This is a genomic window from Helcococcus bovis, assembly GCF_046035835.1.
Taxonomy (GTDB): Bacteria; Bacillota; Clostridia; order Tissierellales; family Peptoniphilaceae; genus Helcococcus; species Helcococcus bovis.
In genome coordinates this window covers 21631-38725 of sequence record NZ_JBFNGB010000006.1, presented here as the reverse complement: position 1 = coordinate 38725, position 17095 = coordinate 21631, and the positions used below count along the sequence as shown (strand labels likewise).

Annotated in this window: 19 protein-coding genes; all 19 read left to right on the top strand. The window is 23.0% G+C overall.

Translation table 11 applies throughout. The features are described from left to right. The 19 genes from ABGF48_RS02990 to ABGF48_RS02900 all read left to right on the top strand — a co-directional run bounded on the left by ABGF48_RS02990 (position 1) and on the right by ABGF48_RS02900 (position 16969). Positions 1 to 288, top strand: coding sequence for a PTS sugar transporter subunit IIB (locus tag ABGF48_RS02990; RefSeq protein ID WP_408104862.1), 288 nt, complete (start codon positions 1 to 3; stop codon positions 286 to 288). Between the two features lie 25 nt (positions 289 to 313). Then, positions 314 to 775, top strand: coding sequence for a PTS sugar transporter subunit IIA (locus ABGF48_RS02985; RefSeq protein ID WP_408104861.1), 462 nt, complete (start codon positions 314 to 316; stop codon positions 773 to 775). Further along, complete coding sequence (locus tag ABGF48_RS02980; RefSeq protein ID WP_408104860.1) at positions 762 to 1805, top strand: hypothetical protein; 1044 nt, start codon at positions 762 to 764, stop codon at positions 1803 to 1805. The genes ABGF48_RS02985 and ABGF48_RS02980 overlap by 14 nt, the downstream gene beginning before the upstream one ends. Further along, positions 1806 to 2663 (top strand): L-ribulose-5-phosphate 3-epimerase, encoded by an 858-nt coding sequence (locus tag ABGF48_RS02975; RefSeq protein WP_408104859.1) that lies wholly within the window; start codon positions 1806 to 1808, stop codon positions 2661 to 2663. It abuts the gene before it with no gap. Further along, positions 2656 to 3342: an L-ribulose-5-phosphate 4-epimerase gene (locus ABGF48_RS02970; RefSeq protein ID WP_408104858.1), complete on the top strand. Its 687-nt coding sequence runs from the start codon at positions 2656 to 2658 to the stop codon at positions 3340 to 3342. The genes ABGF48_RS02975 and ABGF48_RS02970 overlap by 8 nt, the downstream gene beginning before the upstream one ends. 16 nt (positions 3343 to 3358) lie before the next feature. Continuing rightward, positions 3359 to 4012 (top strand): fructose-6-phosphate aldolase, encoded by a 654-nt coding sequence (gene fsa / locus ABGF48_RS02965; protein WP_408104857.1) that lies wholly within the window; start codon positions 3359 to 3361, stop codon positions 4010 to 4012. 83 nt (positions 4013 to 4095) lie between these two features. Further along, on the top strand, positions 4096 to 6072 hold the full coding sequence (gene tkt, locus ABGF48_RS02960; protein ID WP_408104856.1) for a transketolase: 1977 nt from the start codon (positions 4096 to 4098) through the stop codon (positions 6070 to 6072). 147 nt (positions 6073 to 6219) lie between these two features. After that, positions 6220 to 7062 carry a hypothetical protein gene (locus ABGF48_RS02955; protein WP_408104855.1) on the top strand — a complete coding sequence of 281 codons (843 nt, stop codon included), beginning with the start codon at positions 6220 to 6222 and terminating at the stop codon, positions 7060 to 7062. Continuing rightward, on the top strand, positions 7059 to 8249 hold the full coding sequence (locus ABGF48_RS02950) for a CpaF family protein (RefSeq protein WP_408104854.1): 1191 nt from the start codon (positions 7059 to 7061) through the stop codon (positions 8247 to 8249). The genes ABGF48_RS02955 and ABGF48_RS02950 overlap by 4 nt, the downstream gene beginning before the upstream one ends. 166 nt (positions 8250 to 8415) lie before the next feature. Beyond that, complete coding sequence (locus ABGF48_RS02945) at positions 8416 to 8940, top strand: type II secretion system F family protein (protein ID WP_408104853.1); 525 nt, start codon at positions 8416 to 8418, stop codon at positions 8938 to 8940. Positions 8941 to 9151: 211 nt separating this feature from the next. Continuing rightward, positions 9152 to 9799, top strand: a complete 648-nt coding sequence (locus ABGF48_RS02940) for a type II secretion system F family protein (RefSeq protein WP_408104852.1) — start codon at positions 9152 to 9154, stop codon at positions 9797 to 9799. Positions 9800 to 9807: 8 nt separating this feature from the next. Further along, positions 9808 to 9987 carry a Flp1 family type IVb pilin gene (locus tag ABGF48_RS02935; protein WP_408104851.1) on the top strand — a complete coding sequence of 60 codons (180 nt, stop codon included), beginning with the start codon at positions 9808 to 9810 and terminating at the stop codon, positions 9985 to 9987. Then, positions 9965 to 10492, top strand: a complete 528-nt coding sequence (locus ABGF48_RS02930; RefSeq protein WP_408104850.1) for a hypothetical protein — start codon at positions 9965 to 9967, stop codon at positions 10490 to 10492. Before ABGF48_RS02935 ends, ABGF48_RS02930 begins: the two co-directional genes overlap by 23 nt. Then, positions 10489 to 13128: a DUF5702 domain-containing protein gene (locus ABGF48_RS02925; RefSeq protein ID WP_408104849.1), complete on the top strand. Its 2640-nt coding sequence runs from the start codon at positions 10489 to 10491 to the stop codon at positions 13126 to 13128. The genes ABGF48_RS02930 and ABGF48_RS02925 overlap by 4 nt, the downstream gene beginning before the upstream one ends. Then, the gene (locus ABGF48_RS02920; protein ID WP_408104848.1) at positions 13128 to 13571 is read left to right on the top strand and encodes a hypothetical protein; all 444 of its coding nucleotides are present in this window, start codon (positions 13128 to 13130) and stop codon (positions 13569 to 13571) included. The genes ABGF48_RS02925 and ABGF48_RS02920 overlap by 1 nt, the downstream gene beginning before the upstream one ends. Further along, a complete protein-coding gene (locus ABGF48_RS02915) occupies positions 13552 to 14616 on the top strand; it encodes a hypothetical protein (protein WP_408104847.1) in 1065 nt (354 codons plus the stop codon). The genes ABGF48_RS02920 and ABGF48_RS02915 overlap by 20 nt, the downstream gene beginning before the upstream one ends. After that, positions 14606 to 15127, top strand: a complete 522-nt coding sequence (locus tag ABGF48_RS02910; RefSeq protein ID WP_408104846.1) for a prepilin peptidase — start codon at positions 14606 to 14608, stop codon at positions 15125 to 15127. The genes ABGF48_RS02915 and ABGF48_RS02910 overlap by 11 nt, the downstream gene beginning before the upstream one ends. Then, positions 15124 to 16380: a WG repeat-containing protein gene (locus tag ABGF48_RS02905; protein ID WP_408104845.1), complete on the top strand. Its 1257-nt coding sequence runs from the start codon at positions 15124 to 15126 to the stop codon at positions 16378 to 16380. Before ABGF48_RS02910 ends, ABGF48_RS02905 begins: the two co-directional genes overlap by 4 nt. After that, positions 16373 to 16969, top strand: a complete 597-nt coding sequence (locus ABGF48_RS02900; protein ID WP_408104844.1) for a DUF6382 domain-containing protein — start codon at positions 16373 to 16375, stop codon at positions 16967 to 16969. Before ABGF48_RS02905 ends, ABGF48_RS02900 begins: the two co-directional genes overlap by 8 nt. The last annotated feature ends 126 nt before the right edge of the window (positions 16970 to 17095 follow it).

The following is a 17095-nucleotide window of genomic DNA, read 5'->3' as shown; positions in this document are numbered from 1 at the left end:
ATGAAGGTTTTAGTTTGTTGTGCAAATGGAGCAGGTACAAGTTTATTAATGGAAATGAAAGTTAAACAGGCATTTTCTGATTTAAATATAAAAGCTGATGTTTCTCATACATCTTTATCAGAAGGAAAGAACTCATCAAGGAATTTTGATGTTGTCGTTTGTAGTTTAGCTTTTGAAAAAAATTTTGATGATTCTAAAAATTTAGGAGTTAAAGTCATAGGAATTAAAAATATATTATCATTAGATGAAATAAAAACTAAATTAGTTGAAGCGGGAATTTCAAATTAATTTTATATTTAGAAAGTAGGAAGTAATGTATAGTTTAAAAAATTTAACAATAGATGATATAGAATTAAATATAGATTCCAAAGATTGGGTTGATTCAATAAAAAAAGCATCAGTTAAATTAGTAGAAAGAAATATTATTGAAGAAAAATATATAGATGCAATGATAGATAGTGTATTAAAATTTGGTCCATATATAGTTATAGCTAAAAATGTTGCATTATCTCATGCAAGACCTGAGGAAGGAGCGATAGAAACTAAATTATATTTCACTACATTAAAAAATGATATTGAATTTGGTGAATTAGATAATGATCCAGTAAAATTATTGATAGTTTTATCTGCTAAAGATAGTAATAGTCATTTAGAACTATTATGTCAATTAGGATCTATATTGGAAAAAAGAGAGATTGTTGAAAAACTTTTAGATGCAAAAACAAGAGAAGAGTTTCTAAATGTTATTTTGGAGGCTGTAGATGAAATTCAATAAACAAATAATTGCGGAAATGGAGAAAGCTTATTCTGTTAATAATTTTATTGTTGACGGAAAATTAAAATTTATAGTTGGTACTGAAAAAAATGGGCCATTAAACTTATTTGATGCAAATGGTAAATATGAGGAAACTATTGTAGAGGAATATGGAGGGGTAATGTCAATTATCCCTGTACCAAATCAAAAAAATAGTTTTTTAACCACATATAAATTTTATTCACCAAATGATGGATATGATGCAAAAATTGTTCAAGTAAAAAAAGTTGATGGAAGGTGGAAAGTTAATGTAATTGCTGTTTTACCTTTTGTTCATAGATTTGATGTTTTGAGCAATGGTGAAGAAAACTTTTTAATTGCATGTACAATAAAAAGTGGGTTTGATTTTAAAAATGATTGGAACCAACCAGGAAAAATTTATGTTGCTAAATTACCTGAAAATTTAGATAAATTTAATGGAGAAAATCAATTAGGGTTTGAAGTTTTGAAAGATAACTTAACAAAAAATCATGGGTTTTATAAAGTAAGTAGCGGTGAAGAATATGCCCTAATTACATCAGAAAATGGTGTATTTAAGGTTATTCCTCCGATAAATAATGGTAAATGGAATATAGAAAAAATTTTAGATCAATCAACATCTGATTCATTGCTTTATGACTTAGATGGTGATGGTAAAAATGAATTAGTAACATTTTCTGAATTTCATGGAGATCATTTAGATATATATAAAGAAATTAGTGAAAATAATTTTGAGAAAATTTATTCATACAAAAAACCTTTAAGATTTTTACATGCATTAAATGTACAAGTTATAAATAATAAACCTATATTATTTATCGGTCATCGTGGAGGAGAAAGAGATTTATTTGCATTGAAATTTAATGATACTACTAATACATTTGATCGAATTGATATTGATAGTGAAATTGGAACAGCAAATGTTACATCTTATATTTATAATAATAAGTTAAGAGTTATATCAGCTAATAGAGAAACAAATACAGTTACATATTATACTTTGGAGGACTAAATGAAATATCAATTAGGACTTTATGAGAAAGCTTTACCTATTGATTTAAGATGGGAAGAAAAGTTTAATATTGCAAAATCTGCAGGATATGATTTTTTAGAAATCAGCATAGATGAAACTGATCAAAAATTAGGTAGACTAGATTGGTCTCAAGAAGAAATTAATAGTTTAATTAGTGTTATGGAGAAAACAAATTTTCATATAAGATCAATGTGTTTAAGTGGACATAGAAAATATCCTTTAGGGTCTTTAGATGAAGAAACTAGAGCTAAAAGTATAATTATTGCAGAAAAAGCTATTAATTTAGCGGAAAAATTAGGAGTAAGAATAATTCAATTAGCAGGATATGATGTTTACTATGAAAATGGTAATGCTGAAACAAAAAAATTATTTGAAGATAATTTAAAAAAAATAGTTGAAATTGCATCAGCTAAAGGAATGTTATTAGGTTTTGAAACAATGGAAACTGAATTTATGGATACAGTTTCAAAAGCTATGGAATATGTAGATGAAATTAATTCTCCATATTTAGGTGTGTATCCTGATTGTGGTAATTTAAATAATGCTGCAATAAAATATAATAAAGATATTTTAGAAGATATAGATACCGGAAGAGGTAAAATATTTGCTTTTCATATAAAAGAAACTGTTCCAGGTAAATATAGGAATATGCATTTTGGTGATGGAAATGTAGATTTTGAAAAAATATTTAAAAAATTACATGAATTAAAGGTGAATAGATTCGTTACTGAATTTTGGTATCTAGGAGAAGATAATTATATAGAAATCATAAATGAACAATGTAAGTTTGCAAAAAATATTCTTGGTAAATATTACAATAGGAGGGATTATGCTTGAAGAATTGAAAAAAAGAGTTTATGAGGCTAATTTACTTCTTCCAAAATATGATTTAGTGAAATTTACTTGGGGAAATGTAAGTGAAATTGATGAAGAAAGTAAAATTGTGGCTATTAAACCAAGTGGTGTTGATTATGATAAATTAAAGGTTGAAGATATTGTTTTAGTTAATCTTGATGGAGAAATAATTGAAGGTGAAAAAAAACCTTCATCAGATACAAAAACGCATTTAGAAATTTATAAAAAATTTGCAGAAGTTAAAGGTATTGTTCATACGCATTCTCCATATGCTACTTCGTGGGCTCAAGCCGGGATAGATATACCATGTTTTGGAACTACGCATGCAGATTATATTTATAGCGATGTACCGGTTTTAAGAAATTTAACTCAAGAAGAGATTGATGATGATTATGAAAAAAACACAGGATTATTAATAGTTGATTATATGAAAGATAAAGAATTTACAAAAACTCCAGCTGTTTTATTGAAAAATCACGGATCATTTGTTTGGGGGAAAGATTGTTTTGATGCGGTGCATAATTCTGTTGTATTGGAAGAAGTTGCAAAAATGGCTACTTTTACAATTTTGATAAATCCAAATGCTGAAAAAACACCAAAAAGAGTTCAAGATAAACATTATTATAGAAAACATGGTAAAAATGCTTATTATGGACAGTAATTGATAAGGAGATAATATGAAGTTTTTTTTAGATACGGCAAATGTTGATGAAATAAAAAGAATAGACGATCTAGGTTTGGTAGATGGGGTTACTACAAATCCTACACTAATTTCTAGAGAAGGAAGGGATTTTGAAGAAGTAATCAAAGATATTTGTTCACTTGTAAAGGGACCGGTTTCTGCAGAAGTTATAGGTTTAACATCTGAAGAAATGGTTAAAGAAGCTAGAATAATTTCTAAATGGGCAGATAATATTGTTGTTAAAATTCCGATGACTGAAGAAGGATTAAAAGCAATTAAAATTTTATCACAAGAAGGAATAAAAACTAACTGCACTTTAATTTTTTCAGTGGCTCAAGGGCTGTTAGCTATGAAAGCCGGAGCCACATATATAAGTCCATTCATAGGAAGAATAGATGATTTAGGTAAATCCGGTATAGAGTTAGTTGAAGATTTGAGATATATAATAGATATGTATAATTTCAAATCGGAAATTATTGCTGCATCTGTAAGGACATTAGCTCATGTTGAGGAATCATCAAAGGCAGGAGCACATATTGCAACAATACCTGGAACATTATTCCCTAAATTATGGAATCATGCTTTAACGGATAAAGGAATTAATGATTTTTTAAGTGATTGGGAAAAATATAAAAAATCTATGAAATAATTTTATATAACGGGAGAAAATGAAAATTGTCATATCTCCCGTATATTTTATAAAAATTTAGTGTAATTTTAGAGAGGAATATTATGGAAAAGAAAGTTATTGATACGATAAGAGTATTATCTGCAGAAATGGTTTTAAAAGCAAATTCTGGACATCAGGGGACTCCAATAGGGGCTTCTCCAATAGGATATGTTTTATATAATGATGTAATGAAATATAATCCTAAAAATCCAAAATGGTTTAATAGAGATAGATTTATTTTATCAGCAGGTCATGCATCAGCTTTACAATATTCTTTATTACATTTATTTGGTTTTGATTTAAGTATGGAGGATATAAAAAATTTCAGACAATTGGGCTCAAAAACACCGGGACATCCAGAATATGGATACACAGATGGTGTTGAGGTTACAACCGGACCATTAGGACAAGGTGTTGCTAATGCTGTTGGCTTTGCAATGGCGGAAAAACATTTAGCTGCAAAATATAATACAAAAGAAATAAAATTAATAGATCATTACACATATGTGTTAGCTGGTGATGGATGTTTGATGGAAGGTGTGTCAAATGAAGCATCATCTTTAGCGGGTACATTAGGACTTGGAAAATTAATCATGTTGTATGATTCTAATAAAATTACGATTGATGGAACAACTGAAATAGCATTTTCTGAAAATGTTGCAAAAAGATATGAAGCGTTAGGCTGGCAGGTATTAGATGTAAAAGATGCAAATGATATTAATGCAATTAGAGAAGCTATTGAAGATGCTAAAAAAGATAGTAAAAGACCAACATTAATAGAAATTCATTCTAAAATAGGATATGGAACTAATAAAGAAAATACATCAGATGTTCATGGTAATCCATTAAAATTAGAAGATATAGAAGAAATGAAGTTGAAATTAGGATATGATGTTAAAGAAATGTTTACTATAAGTGATGATGTAAAGTCATACTTAGGTAAAACTATATCAAAACATAAAATTTACGAAGATGAATGGATTAAACTACTAAATCAATATAAATTTAAGTATCCTGACAAATATGAATCATTTATAAATTCTATTAATAATACTTATGATTTTAATTTTTTTAACGAAAAAGATTATTATGAATTTAATAAGGATTTAGCAACAAGAGCTTCTTCTGGAGTTGTGTTAAATAAAATAGCAAAACATTTTGATTCGTTTTTTGGAGGATCTGCTGATTTAGCAGGATCAAATAATACTACAATAGAAGATGAAACATTCTTCTCAAAGAAAAATCCTGTTGGGAAAAATATTCATTATGGAATTAGAGAACATTCAATGGCTGCAATAGCAAATGGTATAAGTTTACATGGAGGATTGTTGCCATACACGGGTACATTTTTATCTTTTGCAGATTATATGAAACCAGCAATAAGATTATCTGCTTTAATGCATCAAAAAGTAGTTAATATATTCACTCATGATAGTATTGGGTTGGGGGAAGATGGTCCAACACATCAGGCTATTGACCAACTTCCAATGTTAAGATCAATACCTAATTGTATTACTATAAGACCTGCTGATAATAGAGAAACAGCAGCGGCGTGGGAATATGTTTTAAAATCAAAAGATAGACCTATTAATTTAATTCTTACAAGACAAACTGTACCATCAATTGAAAATACAGGAATTAATTTATTTAATGGAGCATACGTATTAAAAGAATTTGGAAATAGCCCTGAAATAATTTTAATGGCATCAGGTTCAGAGGTTCATCTTGCTTATAAAGTAGCTGAAAAATTATTTGATCAAGGAAAATATTCTAGAGTTATTTCTGTTCCTTCGATTGAGTTATTTGAGGAACAAACAGAAAAATATAAAGATGTTATATTACCATCAAATATAACAAAAAGAGTTGCTATAGAAGCTTCATCTGAAAAGACATGGTACAGATATATAGGATTAAATGGATTATTGGTAGGAATGAATACATTTGGAATATCTGCACCAGCAGATATAGCATTTGAATATTTTGGATTTACTGTTGAAAAAATTGTTGAAAAGATAAACTTAAAATTTTATAATAAATAAAATAAAAAATAGAGGAGAGTAAATTAAATTTTCCTCTATTTTTTAATTACAAAGAATTTTAAAAATATTAAATTTTTGTAACAATAATGACAGTTACAAATTTAAAAATTATGTTATTATATTTATATAAACATAAGGAGGTAAATTATGAAAAATATAAAATTATATATGCTGGATATTGTGTATTCACAGCATTTATGCAAATTGTTAAACTATTATGATGATATTAGGTGTTCTATAGTAGAGAACTACAATAGAGATGATACAGAATCTATATACATCACTGATTTTTTTGTTGAAGAGAATAAAAACGTTGTAAAGTTAATGAGTCAATCAGAAAAGTATCAAAATGTAGATAATATTTACGAAATGATAAGTGAAAAATATTCATTAATAAATAGTTACTCTGAAGAAATAAAGATTATTTCCTTTGTAAATATTTCTGAAAATCGATCAAATAATTTATTAGCGGAAGATTTGTATAAGGAGTTTAATAAAAAATATAGATCAATTTTAGTAAATTGTAATTATTTTTATGATTATGGTTTAGTAGAAAATGAAATAGGATTAGAATCATTATTGTTTGTGGATGATAGTGGAGATATTGCTGTAAATAAATCTAAAAATATTGATTATATAGGGGCTTCTTCTATACCAATTGAAACTAATAAAACCGAAAATATAAAAAAGATCTTAAATACTATAAAAAATATGAATTATAATTTTGCAATCATGGATTTAAGTTTTAGTCTAAATAAAAGAAATTTAGAAATCTTAAAAAATTCAGATATAATAATATATTATTTTCCGATAAATTCAGATGAAATTTTTATTTCAAAAAATATCCAAAATATAACTAACATTCTTAACATTACCAATAATATAAAAAAAATAATAGAAATAAGACCAATAAAATCCGGATATAACATAAAACTCAATAATGAGATAATTGAAATTAATTCTTTATCAAAAATGGTTGAATTATTATGATAGATTATACAAAAGTAAAAAAATATGTGAAAAGTTACGAAATTATATCCTTAAATGATAATCAGCTTAATCAGTATTTTAATAATGCTATTTTAACTTATTGTAATGATGAAAAAATTAATGTAGATATCGATGAAATTAGAAAAACTATAAAAGATTTACAATATGAATACCGTGGATTAAGCATTATAGATAAATTATTAGAAGATGAAGACATTAATGAAATTATGGTAAATTCTTTTAATAATATATTTGTTGAATATAAAGGAAAGATGATAAAGAGTAAATATACTTTTTCTGATGATGAACATTATAATAGGATTATTCAAAAAATAGTAGGAGATGCTGGGAGAGAAGTAAATGTTTCTAGTCCAATAGTTGATGCTACATTATATGATGGATCTAGAGTTAATATTGTCCTTCCACCGATTTCTAAAAACAGTCCATCTATGACTATAAGAAAGTTTTCAAATAAGGGGATCACAATAAATGATTTAATTTTATATAAAACTATAGATAATGATGTTGCAAAATTTCTAAATCAAATTATAAAGGCAAAGTATAATTTAATTATAAGTGGAGGTACATCTACTGGGAAAACTACTTTTTTAAGTGCCATTTCAGAATTTATTTCAAATGATGAGAGGATAATAACAATAGAAGATTCTAGAGAACTTAACTTAATCAATAAAGATAATTTGATAAGTTTAGAAACTAGAAATTCAAATAATTCTAAAAAAGGTGAAATAACTATTAAAGAATTAATTAAAACATCACTTAGAATGAGACCTGATAGGATAATTGTTGGGGAGGTTAGAGCTGATGAATCTTTAGACATGTTACAAAGCATGCAAACTGGTCATGAAGGTTCGCTAACTACAGTTCACGCTAATTCTGGAAAAGATTTATTATCAAGATTGGAAACTATGGTTCTTAGAGCAAGTGATGATATTCTATTAGAAGCTATAAAAAGGCTTATAAATTCATCCATTGAAATTATAATACAGTTGAAAAGAGTTAATCATTTAAAAAGAAGAGTAGTCGAAATTTCAGAAATTATACAGACGGATGATGGTAGTACATTAATAAATCAAATTTATAAATATGATTATAAAACAGATAAACTTAATAAAATAGGAGAATTAATCAATATTGAAAAAATAGAAAGGATAAGAGATGAGAAATAAGCAGATTATAAGTTATTTTATATCTTTCACGATTATTTTTTTATATACGTATATATTTTTCAATTCGTTTTTATTTTCATCCATATTTTCTATTTTTATTTCCTTAAAATTTTATAAAAACATATATGAAATATTTGAGAAAAAAAACTTACGATTAAAAAGGATAATGTTTAGAGAATTTTTAGATATTTTTAATTCTAATATTATTTCGGGTGAAAATTTTTATAATTCATTAAAAAAAACATCAAAGGAAATAAAAAATATTTTTCATGATAACACTTATTTAGTTAAATATCTTGATGAATTAGTTTTAGATATTGAAAATGGGAAAAATATAACCGATGCTTTAAGAGATTTTAAACAAAAAGCTGATTTAGAAGAAGTAGATATTTTTATAGATAGTTTAATTTTATCAATTCAAATGGGAATTGATTTATCTAAAATAACTAATAATAGTAAAAATATGTTATCAGATAATATAAGCCTGGAGTTGGAATTATCAACGATTGTAGATAATTCTAAAAAAGAATTTTTAATTATGATTTTTTTACCAATTTTCGTATTACTTTTAGTTAATAATTCTTCAACAAATACTTTAAGATTTTCAGATTATTTAATTAGAATCCCTGTATTTATTTCTTTTATTTTCGATTTTTATTTAGGTAATAAAATTGTAAACTTGGAGGTGTAATATAAAATATATATTTTTAACTTTATTTACAATCATTATTTTTGTATCAAGTATATACCATTTTATAAATTATAAACAGATAATATCTTTTAAGGATACTTTTAGTTATAATTCTGAAATTATAAATCATTTTATTTTACCGTTCAATTATTTTGTAAATAGATATTATGGATTTTTTTCAAAACTTTTATCTACAAAATTAAAAATTTCTATGAAGAATTTATATGGTGAAGATAATTTAAAGTACCAAGAAATATTATTTTTAAGTATGAAAATTTGTATTATATATAATTTAATTCTTTTATTTTTAATTCTAATTTCAGTATATTATAATATCCTATTATTATTTTTATTTATAATTTTTATATTTACATTAAATTATTATATAAATGTTTCTCAAATTATTAAGTATGAAAAACAAAAGAAAAAATTTAAAAATGATTTACCGGCATTTATATCAAGATTATCTTTAATGATAAATTCCGGAATACAACTAAGAGTTTCGATTGAGTTTATAATTAATAATTCAAGTGGGGAAGTTGTGGAAAAATTAAAACTAGTAAATTCATTAATAAAAAATGGAATGAGTGAAATAGAAGCTTATAATTTAATTTTATCAAGAACAGATGATTTATTGATTAGAAAATTTATAGGAAATATTGTACAAAATTTTGAGAAGGGAGGTGATGATTTAGAGGATGTATTAATTATGATAAAAAAGGATAGTAATGAATTTAGAAAGAATGATTTAATTTTGAAAACACAAGAAGCGAATAGAAAACTTTTAATTCCTAATATAATTATTTTCATAGGAATTTTACTTATGGTAATGATACCAATTTTATTAAATGTAGCATAGGAGGAAAAATGTTAAAAAAAATTTATAATTCTTTTGTAAAAAATAAAAAAGGAGAAGTTAATATGATAGCGATAGTTCTAATACTGTTGGTAGTTATAATATTAGCTGTTATATTCAAAGATGGTTTAACTAATTTGTTGAAATCAATTTTTACGAGATTAGAAAATGATATTAATAATTTTCAATAAAATTATAAAAAATCATAAAGGAGGAGTTCAATTTATAGAATCGGCTATAGTATTTCCAGCATTACTTTTATTTTTAAGCATTTTATTTATTATTTCTATAAAAACATTTTCCGCAGGATTAATTGTTGAAAAATCATATGTGGAAAGTAGAGAATTATTATATAAAACAAGTAATGAATTTGAAATTGTAAAAAGAATTAACAAAGAAGATATAAGTAAAACTGAAATAAACTTACAAAATTTTTCTAAAAAGTTCACAACTGATGAAATCAAACTTAATATAAATGAAAATATATTTAATAATTCAATTGCTGTGTATAAAAAAGATGATAAATTTTTAAGTACAAAAAAAATTTATCCATCTGATATTATGAGAAAATTTGATTTTACTAAAGAAGTATTAAATGATATAAAAGATGTTAAATTTAGAAAGTACACATTAAGTGGAGTGTTTGATAGCATTAGTGGTTTAGCTGACAATATAAAAAATAAAATAAAAAAATGATATACAAATCTAAAGGGATAATTTCAATATTTTTAGCTCTAATAATTCTTCCTGTGTATTCTTTTGCGATATTAACAATAGATGTTGTAAAAATAGCTGCTTCGCAAACACATTTACAAATAGCAAATGAAAAGGCGTTAAATTCTGCATTATCTTTATATAATAGAGATTTATATAAAAAGTTTAATATATTTGGTATAAATTATAATAATGATTACTTATCAGCTTATATAAATGATATTTTAATTGAAAATATAGAAAATGATAAAAGTAAATTTTATAATTCTCAAATTAACTCCATTACTTTAAATTTAAGAGAATCGGATTATATATTAAATAACTCTAATTTAGAAAAACAGATTGTTGATTATATGAAACTAAAAGGCCCATATATGCTAAGTAAGGGAGTTCTAAATCTTATAGATATTACAAAGAATACTAAGACTTTTAATCATGTTTTAGATAAAAAATTAGATTATGAAGAAGAGTATTCAAAGGTAAATGAAAATTTAGATGATTTAGTGAAATATATGAAACAATATGATGAAAAATTTGGAAAAATTAATAATGAATTTTTTCAAATTAATAAAAATTTGGAAAATTTTAAAAGAGAATTAAGCTCAAAATTTAAATTAACAAATCGGCAAAAATTCAAAGAAAAATTTGATAAATTAGAAAATTCTAAAAAATCAGAAATTAAAAATTTAATTAAAAAGTATAATTCTTCAAATTCTAAATTAAGATCAGATATTTCAGTCCTAAATGTTATATATAACGAAATGATCTCATCATTAAAAATTTTGAGTAGTTCTTCAGATGTTTTACAATCAAAACTTAATATTTGGGGTGAATCAATTAAAAACATGGAAAAATCTGAAGTTAAAAACAATTTTAATTCAGATTTTAAATCTACAAAATTTGGATTTACAAAAGAAAATATTGATAAATTGTTGAAAAAATTACTTGATACAAAATCTACTTTTGATCAAATGATAACTTTATTAGATCCAAGTAACAAAGTTTATAAAATAGATATTTCAAAATTGTCTGATATAAATCTTGGAAATTTTGATGTTAAAAATATAAAAAAATTACCAAGTCTAAGAAATTTTAAACTTTATAAATTTGCAATTAATAATTCAAAATCTAAAGAAAATTCAGGTAAAAAGTCAAAAGCTAAAAGTAGTAAAAAAGAATTAGAAAATTTTGGGAAAAATTTAAATCAAGTTGGTAAGTCAAGAACTAATAATTCATTATTAGATTTTATAAACGTTGAAAATAAGAATAAAATTATAGACTTTTCTGCATCTAATGATTTTAATATCAAAAATAAAAATAGTATCTCTAATTATAAAAATATATTAAATAATATATCAAATTTATTTCCTTCAAATATGTCTAAAAGTCTTGAAAATATTTTAATTTCTCAATATATCGTCCAAAAATTTAGTCACAAATTACAAAATAAAGAAGAATTTAATAATCAAATAGAATATATTCTTTTTGGAAATGATAGCTTAAGTAAAAATGAATCTAATGTAAATAACTATATTTTTGGAATAAGATTTATATTAAATTCTATATATGCATACACAAATTCTGATTTGATTAATGAAGCTAATATTGCTGCAGTCGCTATTTCTGGATTTACAGGATTTGGTGTGCCTTTAGTTAGGTCTTTGATACTTGCATCTATGAGTTTTGGTGAAAGTATTATAGATTTAGAAACTTTGAATTCAGATAACTCTTTAGAAGCTTTTAAGAACAAGTCTAATTGGAGTGTTTCTATAAAAGGATTACCAAAACTTTTAGGTAATAATATAAAAGATATATCAAATTCTGCTATAGATAATATTTATGAAACAATATCAGATTATACGGATGATAAAATTGATAAATTAAACAAAAATATGGATGAGTTCATAAATCAAACAATTGATGGTGTAAGTCAATCTATAATTTCAGAAATACTTTCTCCAATACAAATGGCTATTTTTAATTCAATTAATTTAGAAAATGAAGAATTTCAATCTAATATAAATGATATTATAAGTAATATTGAAAACGAAATTAATACTGATAATTCAACAATAAAAAAATTAAAAATAGAAATTTTAAATTATGTTAAAGATGAGATGAATAGTATTGTTGATAAAATTAATGAAATTTCTATTGATAAATATTTTGAAAAAATTACTAAAAATATAGAATCGAAAATAATTAATTTTACTAGCAAATATTCTTCTGAATTGAAAAATAAAATCAATACAACACTTGATAAAAATAAAATAGAACAAAAAGAAAAAGTTAATAATTATATAGACGCTTATATAAATAAATTAGGATATGAAGGAGAAATTAAAACGAAGGGAAGTACAAGTGGAATGAGTTTTAAGTATAAAGATTATTTAATTTTATTAGGGTTTATTAGATTATCAAGTGGAGATAGGGAAAATATCATTAGGAGAATTGGATTACTAATTGATTATGAAATAAAAAAAATCAATCCTGAATTTGATATAACAAATTTAATAGTAAATATATCATTTGATACAAAAATTATTGTAAATACATGGTTATTAAAAAAATATATTTTAATAGATGACATAAAAAGAGATATTTCTGGAGGATATTAATGAAAAAAACAATTTTTATATTTCTTATAGTATGTTTGATATTTACTGCTTGTAAAAATCAAGAAAAATATGAACAAAAATCTGAATTTGAATTTAAGGGAAAAATATCAGGAGTTGATGTTTATTTACCCGATGATTGGCTAAGGAAAAAAGGAGTATATGGGGATTATTATAATGATATTCAAAATTTTATATTGTATAAAAAAATAGAAACAAATGATATAGAAAAAGAAGTTTTGGAATCATTAAATTTTTATAGGAATGATGATTTTAAAATGACTGACGAATTACCTAAATTATATAATGAAAAAAATATTGAGTTTGAAAGAAAAGACAAGTTATTTAAATATATAAAAGGGAAAAATTTAGGAACAGTAATTATATTAGTTGGATCTAAAAATAAGGAAAAAGTAAATAAATTATATGAAGAAGTGTTTAAGTAAAGGTTCATTAACTATTGAAGCTAGTTTGGTTTTTATTTTATTTGTAATAGGATATTTTATTGTTAATAATGTTGCTATTAGTATTATGACTGAATCTTTAACTAGAAAAGCATTATTTGAAACAGGAATGGAATTTAGCTCATATATTGAAGTTGTGGATAAATTTGAGTATTCTAATGAATTAAAAACAACAACTTTTGATATAAAAGAGTATGAAAATATAATTGGAAATGGCTTAGAGAAGGAAGTAAGTGCGAAAAATTTCAAAAATATTTTAGAAGATTTAAAAAGATTAATAAAAAATGATATTAGTGGAGAATTTAAGAAAATAATTTACAATAAATTATTAAAAAATATATTTATTAATAAATTAAAAGATATTTCTAAAAATTTTAATTTAAGTACATCAACTATTATTGATGGAATAACAGGAATTGAATTTTTTAATTCTAAATTTTTAGAAAATTCAAATAGATTAGAATTAAACTTGAAGTATATAAATGAAATAGGTAAATTTGGGCTTTTATCATATAAAAATGATATTCAACAAAAATTTTTAGTAGATACATGGACGGTTAATTATAATAAACAGAAAAATAAGTCTATTTGGGATAAAACAAACTTTGAACGTGGAAGATATTTTGCGAAAAATATAAGAGAAAATTCAAGTGTTATAGAACTTAAAACAGGTAAGGGATTTGATTTATTTGATAAATCAACGAATACACTGATAAAAGTTTATTCTATAAATATTTTTGATGAATTTTATTCTGAAAAGAAATCCAAAAAGTTTGAAGTTAAAAATGAATTTTTAACTTTAATAAAAACTTATAAAAATAAATTTGAAAAAGATTTACTAAAGTATAAAGAAATACAATCAGTTACAGGAGAAAATATTAAAATAAAAAATCCTAAAAAGAAATTTATTTTAATTTTACCTGAAGAAGCTAAAGAAATTAGCAATGTAGAGGAATATATAAATAAGATAAATGAAATTATTCCTGTGGAAATAAGATATATGGAGAAAGCATTCAATGATAATTAGTTTAATTTATTCATTTTATATGAAACGTGAAAAGTATACAAACTATAAACACATCTTTTTATTCTTATTATTTGCCAATTTTATAAATTATAATATATATGATAATGTTAACTATTTTATAATTTCAATATTGTTAATTTTAAGTTTTATTGACATAAAAGATAAGATTGTTCCAAATTCATTAAATCTAATTCTATTAATATTTTCTATAAGATATTTTAATTTTAATATTCAAATTACTCTATTAGATTATTTCACAATAGTTTTTTTTATACTTTTAATATTTTATTCAGGAATTAAATCTCAAATAGGAATGGGGGATGTGAAATTATTAATGGTGATTTACTTAAATAAAGGCTATGAATTTACAGGGCAACTATTATTTGTTGTATCAATATTAATTTTTATATTTTCTATAATACTTTATTTTAAGTATAAAACTAGTGAAATCACATTCCCTATGGTTCCTTTTGTAACTTTATCATATATTTTATTAATGGGGGTGTTATGAATAAATTAATAAATTTAATATTAATATATTTAGCGATATTTTTATGGATTTTAGCAATAAAAAAAGACTATGAAAATGATAGTGTTTCAAAACAGTATTTAAAAAACGGTGATATGTATTTTGAAAATCAAATTTATATAGATGCATTAGAAAATTATAAAAAATCTGAAGATGTAAAAAGTGATAAAAACACTAGAAACAAAATATTTGAAAGTTATTTAGAATTAAATAATTATAAAGAAGCATTTAATTATTTAAATAGTATAAATTTTGACCATGAAACTATAATTAAAAATCAAGAAAGAATATTAAATAAGTTTATAAAAGAAAAAGATTATAAAAATTATAATAAATATATGAATTTAAGTGATAAGATTGTATATGAAAAATTTAATAAAAAATATTATGGAAAAATAATTTATTTAGAAAATTTTTATGATGATGTTGATTATATAGTGCAAGATAAGGATAGGTTTATTGTAAATAGTGGTGGATGGAAAGTGATAAATAACTTAGGAAAAATAATAAGTACTAAATATGATAAAATTTATGGATTTTATAATAATTTTATAACTGTCAGTGATAAAAAAGGAAGTGTTTTAATTGATGAAAATAAAGTTGTAAGAGGCAAATTTTTTAATCAAAATGATTATAACTTTCAAAGTGGATTTGTTGTTGTAAAAAATAATGATAAATATAAATATGCTATTCAAACAGGTGAAATAAAATCTAAAGATTATAAACAAGCGAGTAATTTTCAAAATGATATTGCTGTAGTTATAGATAAAGGAATTCAAATAATAAATCAAAATTTTGAAGTAATGAAAAAAGTTGATGGAGATGATTTCAAAAAAGACGGTAGGAATAATGCAATATATAATAATAAAATAATTGTGAAAAATGGTATGAAATATAAACTTTATGATATAAAGGATGAAAAATATTCAAAAGAATATGATGAAATAGATTTTGATTATGGAGATTTAATAGCTGTTAAAAATAAAGGAAAATGGGGTTTTATTGATCAGGAATTTAATGTGAAAATTGAATTTATGTATGATGAAGCTAAATCTTTTAGTAGTAAAGTCGGGATAATAAAAATAAATGATGAAGATTATATAATAGACAAAAATAATAATATGTTAGAAAAAATCAATGGAAAATTATATCCATTTAATATAGATGGTATAAGCTTTGTAAAACAGAATGAAAAATATGTAATGGTAAAATTGATGAGGAGTATATATGATTAAGGAATTAATGTTTGTTGATAAAAGTGAAAATATAATATTAAAAATGATTGAGTTAAATACAATAGATAATTTACTAAAATTTAAAATATATGATAATAATATTGATTTTAACATAGATGGTAAAATTTCATTAGAGAATAAATTTAGAGGACAAGTAGATTACAAATTGTTTTTGGTTGTATTTTTGAAAATTTTAGAAGCTTTATCTAATTTAGAAAAATATATGATAACAAGTAAAAATATATATCTGAATAAAGAAGATATTTATTTAGATCAAGAAAATAATGTATTTTTTATGATTGACCCGTATTGTGAACTATATTATAACGTTAAAGATTTATACAGAAATCAATTAGTTGATATAAATTTTAATTTAAATGATAATTTAAATAACTTGTTTAAAATTAACTCATATTTAAATTCAGAATATTATACAATAAAAGGATTTAAAAATATGTTAATAGAAATCATAAATACAGATACAAAATGCAGCTACAATGAAGTAATTAAAATTCAAGAAGATACGAAAAAAAATACCTTAATGGAGGGGATTAAGAAGTATATTAAAAAAATAATAAAAAAAATTTGACAAAATAAAAAAACTAATGTAATATAAAAAAGTCGCTTGAAGTTATAAAAAAAATAAGAAAAAAAGTATTGACAAACTAATTAATTTATTGTATTATATAATAGTCGCTTGAGAGAAGTAATGATA

Coding starts and splice junctions, on each gene's coding strand:
- ABGF48_RS02950 (WP_408104854.1), top strand. CDS start 7,059: ATGATAGATTATACAAAAGTAAAAAAATATGTGAAAAGTTACGAAATT.
- ABGF48_RS02940 (WP_408104852.1), top strand. CDS start 9,152: ATGAAGAATTTATATGGTGAAGATAATTTAAAGTACCAAGAAATATTA.
- ABGF48_RS02945 (WP_408104853.1), top strand. CDS start 8,416: ATGTTTAGAGAATTTTTAGATATTTTTAATTCTAATATTATTTCGGGT.
- ABGF48_RS02930 (WP_408104850.1), top strand. CDS start 9,965: ATGATATTAATAATTTTCAATAAAATTATAAAAAATCATAAAGGAGGA.
- ABGF48_RS02955 (WP_408104855.1), top strand. CDS start 6,220: ATGAAAAATATAAAATTATATATGCTGGATATTGTGTATTCACAGCAT.
- ABGF48_RS02935 (WP_408104851.1), top strand. CDS start 9,808: ATGTTAAAAAAAATTTATAATTCTTTTGTAAAAAATAAAAAAGGAGAA.
- ABGF48_RS02980 (WP_408104860.1), top strand. CDS start 762: ATGAAATTCAATAAACAAATAATTGCGGAAATGGAGAAAGCTTATTCT.
- ABGF48_RS02915 (WP_408104847.1), top strand. CDS start 13,552: ATGAAGAAGTGTTTAAGTAAAGGTTCATTAACTATTGAAGCTAGTTTG.
- ABGF48_RS02925 (WP_408104849.1), top strand. CDS start 10,489: ATGATATACAAATCTAAAGGGATAATTTCAATATTTTTAGCTCTAATA.
- ABGF48_RS02905 (WP_408104845.1), top strand. CDS start 15,124: ATGAATAAATTAATAAATTTAATATTAATATATTTAGCGATATTTTTA.
- ABGF48_RS02900 (WP_408104844.1), top strand. CDS start 16,373: ATGATTAAGGAATTAATGTTTGTTGATAAAAGTGAAAATATAATATTA.
- fsa (WP_408104857.1), top strand. CDS start 3,359: ATGAAGTTTTTTTTAGATACGGCAAATGTTGATGAAATAAAAAGAATA.
- ABGF48_RS02975 (WP_408104859.1), top strand. CDS start 1,806: ATGAAATATCAATTAGGACTTTATGAGAAAGCTTTACCTATTGATTTA.
- ABGF48_RS02910 (WP_408104846.1), top strand. CDS start 14,606: ATGATAATTAGTTTAATTTATTCATTTTATATGAAACGTGAAAAGTAT.
- ABGF48_RS02970 (WP_408104858.1), top strand. CDS start 2,656: ATGCTTGAAGAATTGAAAAAAAGAGTTTATGAGGCTAATTTACTTCTT.
- ABGF48_RS02985 (WP_408104861.1), top strand. CDS start 314: ATGTATAGTTTAAAAAATTTAACAATAGATGATATAGAATTAAATATA.
- ABGF48_RS02990 (WP_408104862.1), top strand. CDS start 1: ATGAAGGTTTTAGTTTGTTGTGCAAATGGAGCAGGTACAAGTTTATTA.
- tkt (WP_408104856.1), top strand. CDS start 4,096: ATGGAAAAGAAAGTTATTGATACGATAAGAGTATTATCTGCAGAAATG.
- ABGF48_RS02920 (WP_408104848.1), top strand. CDS start 13,128: ATGAAAAAAACAATTTTTATATTTCTTATAGTATGTTTGATATTTACT.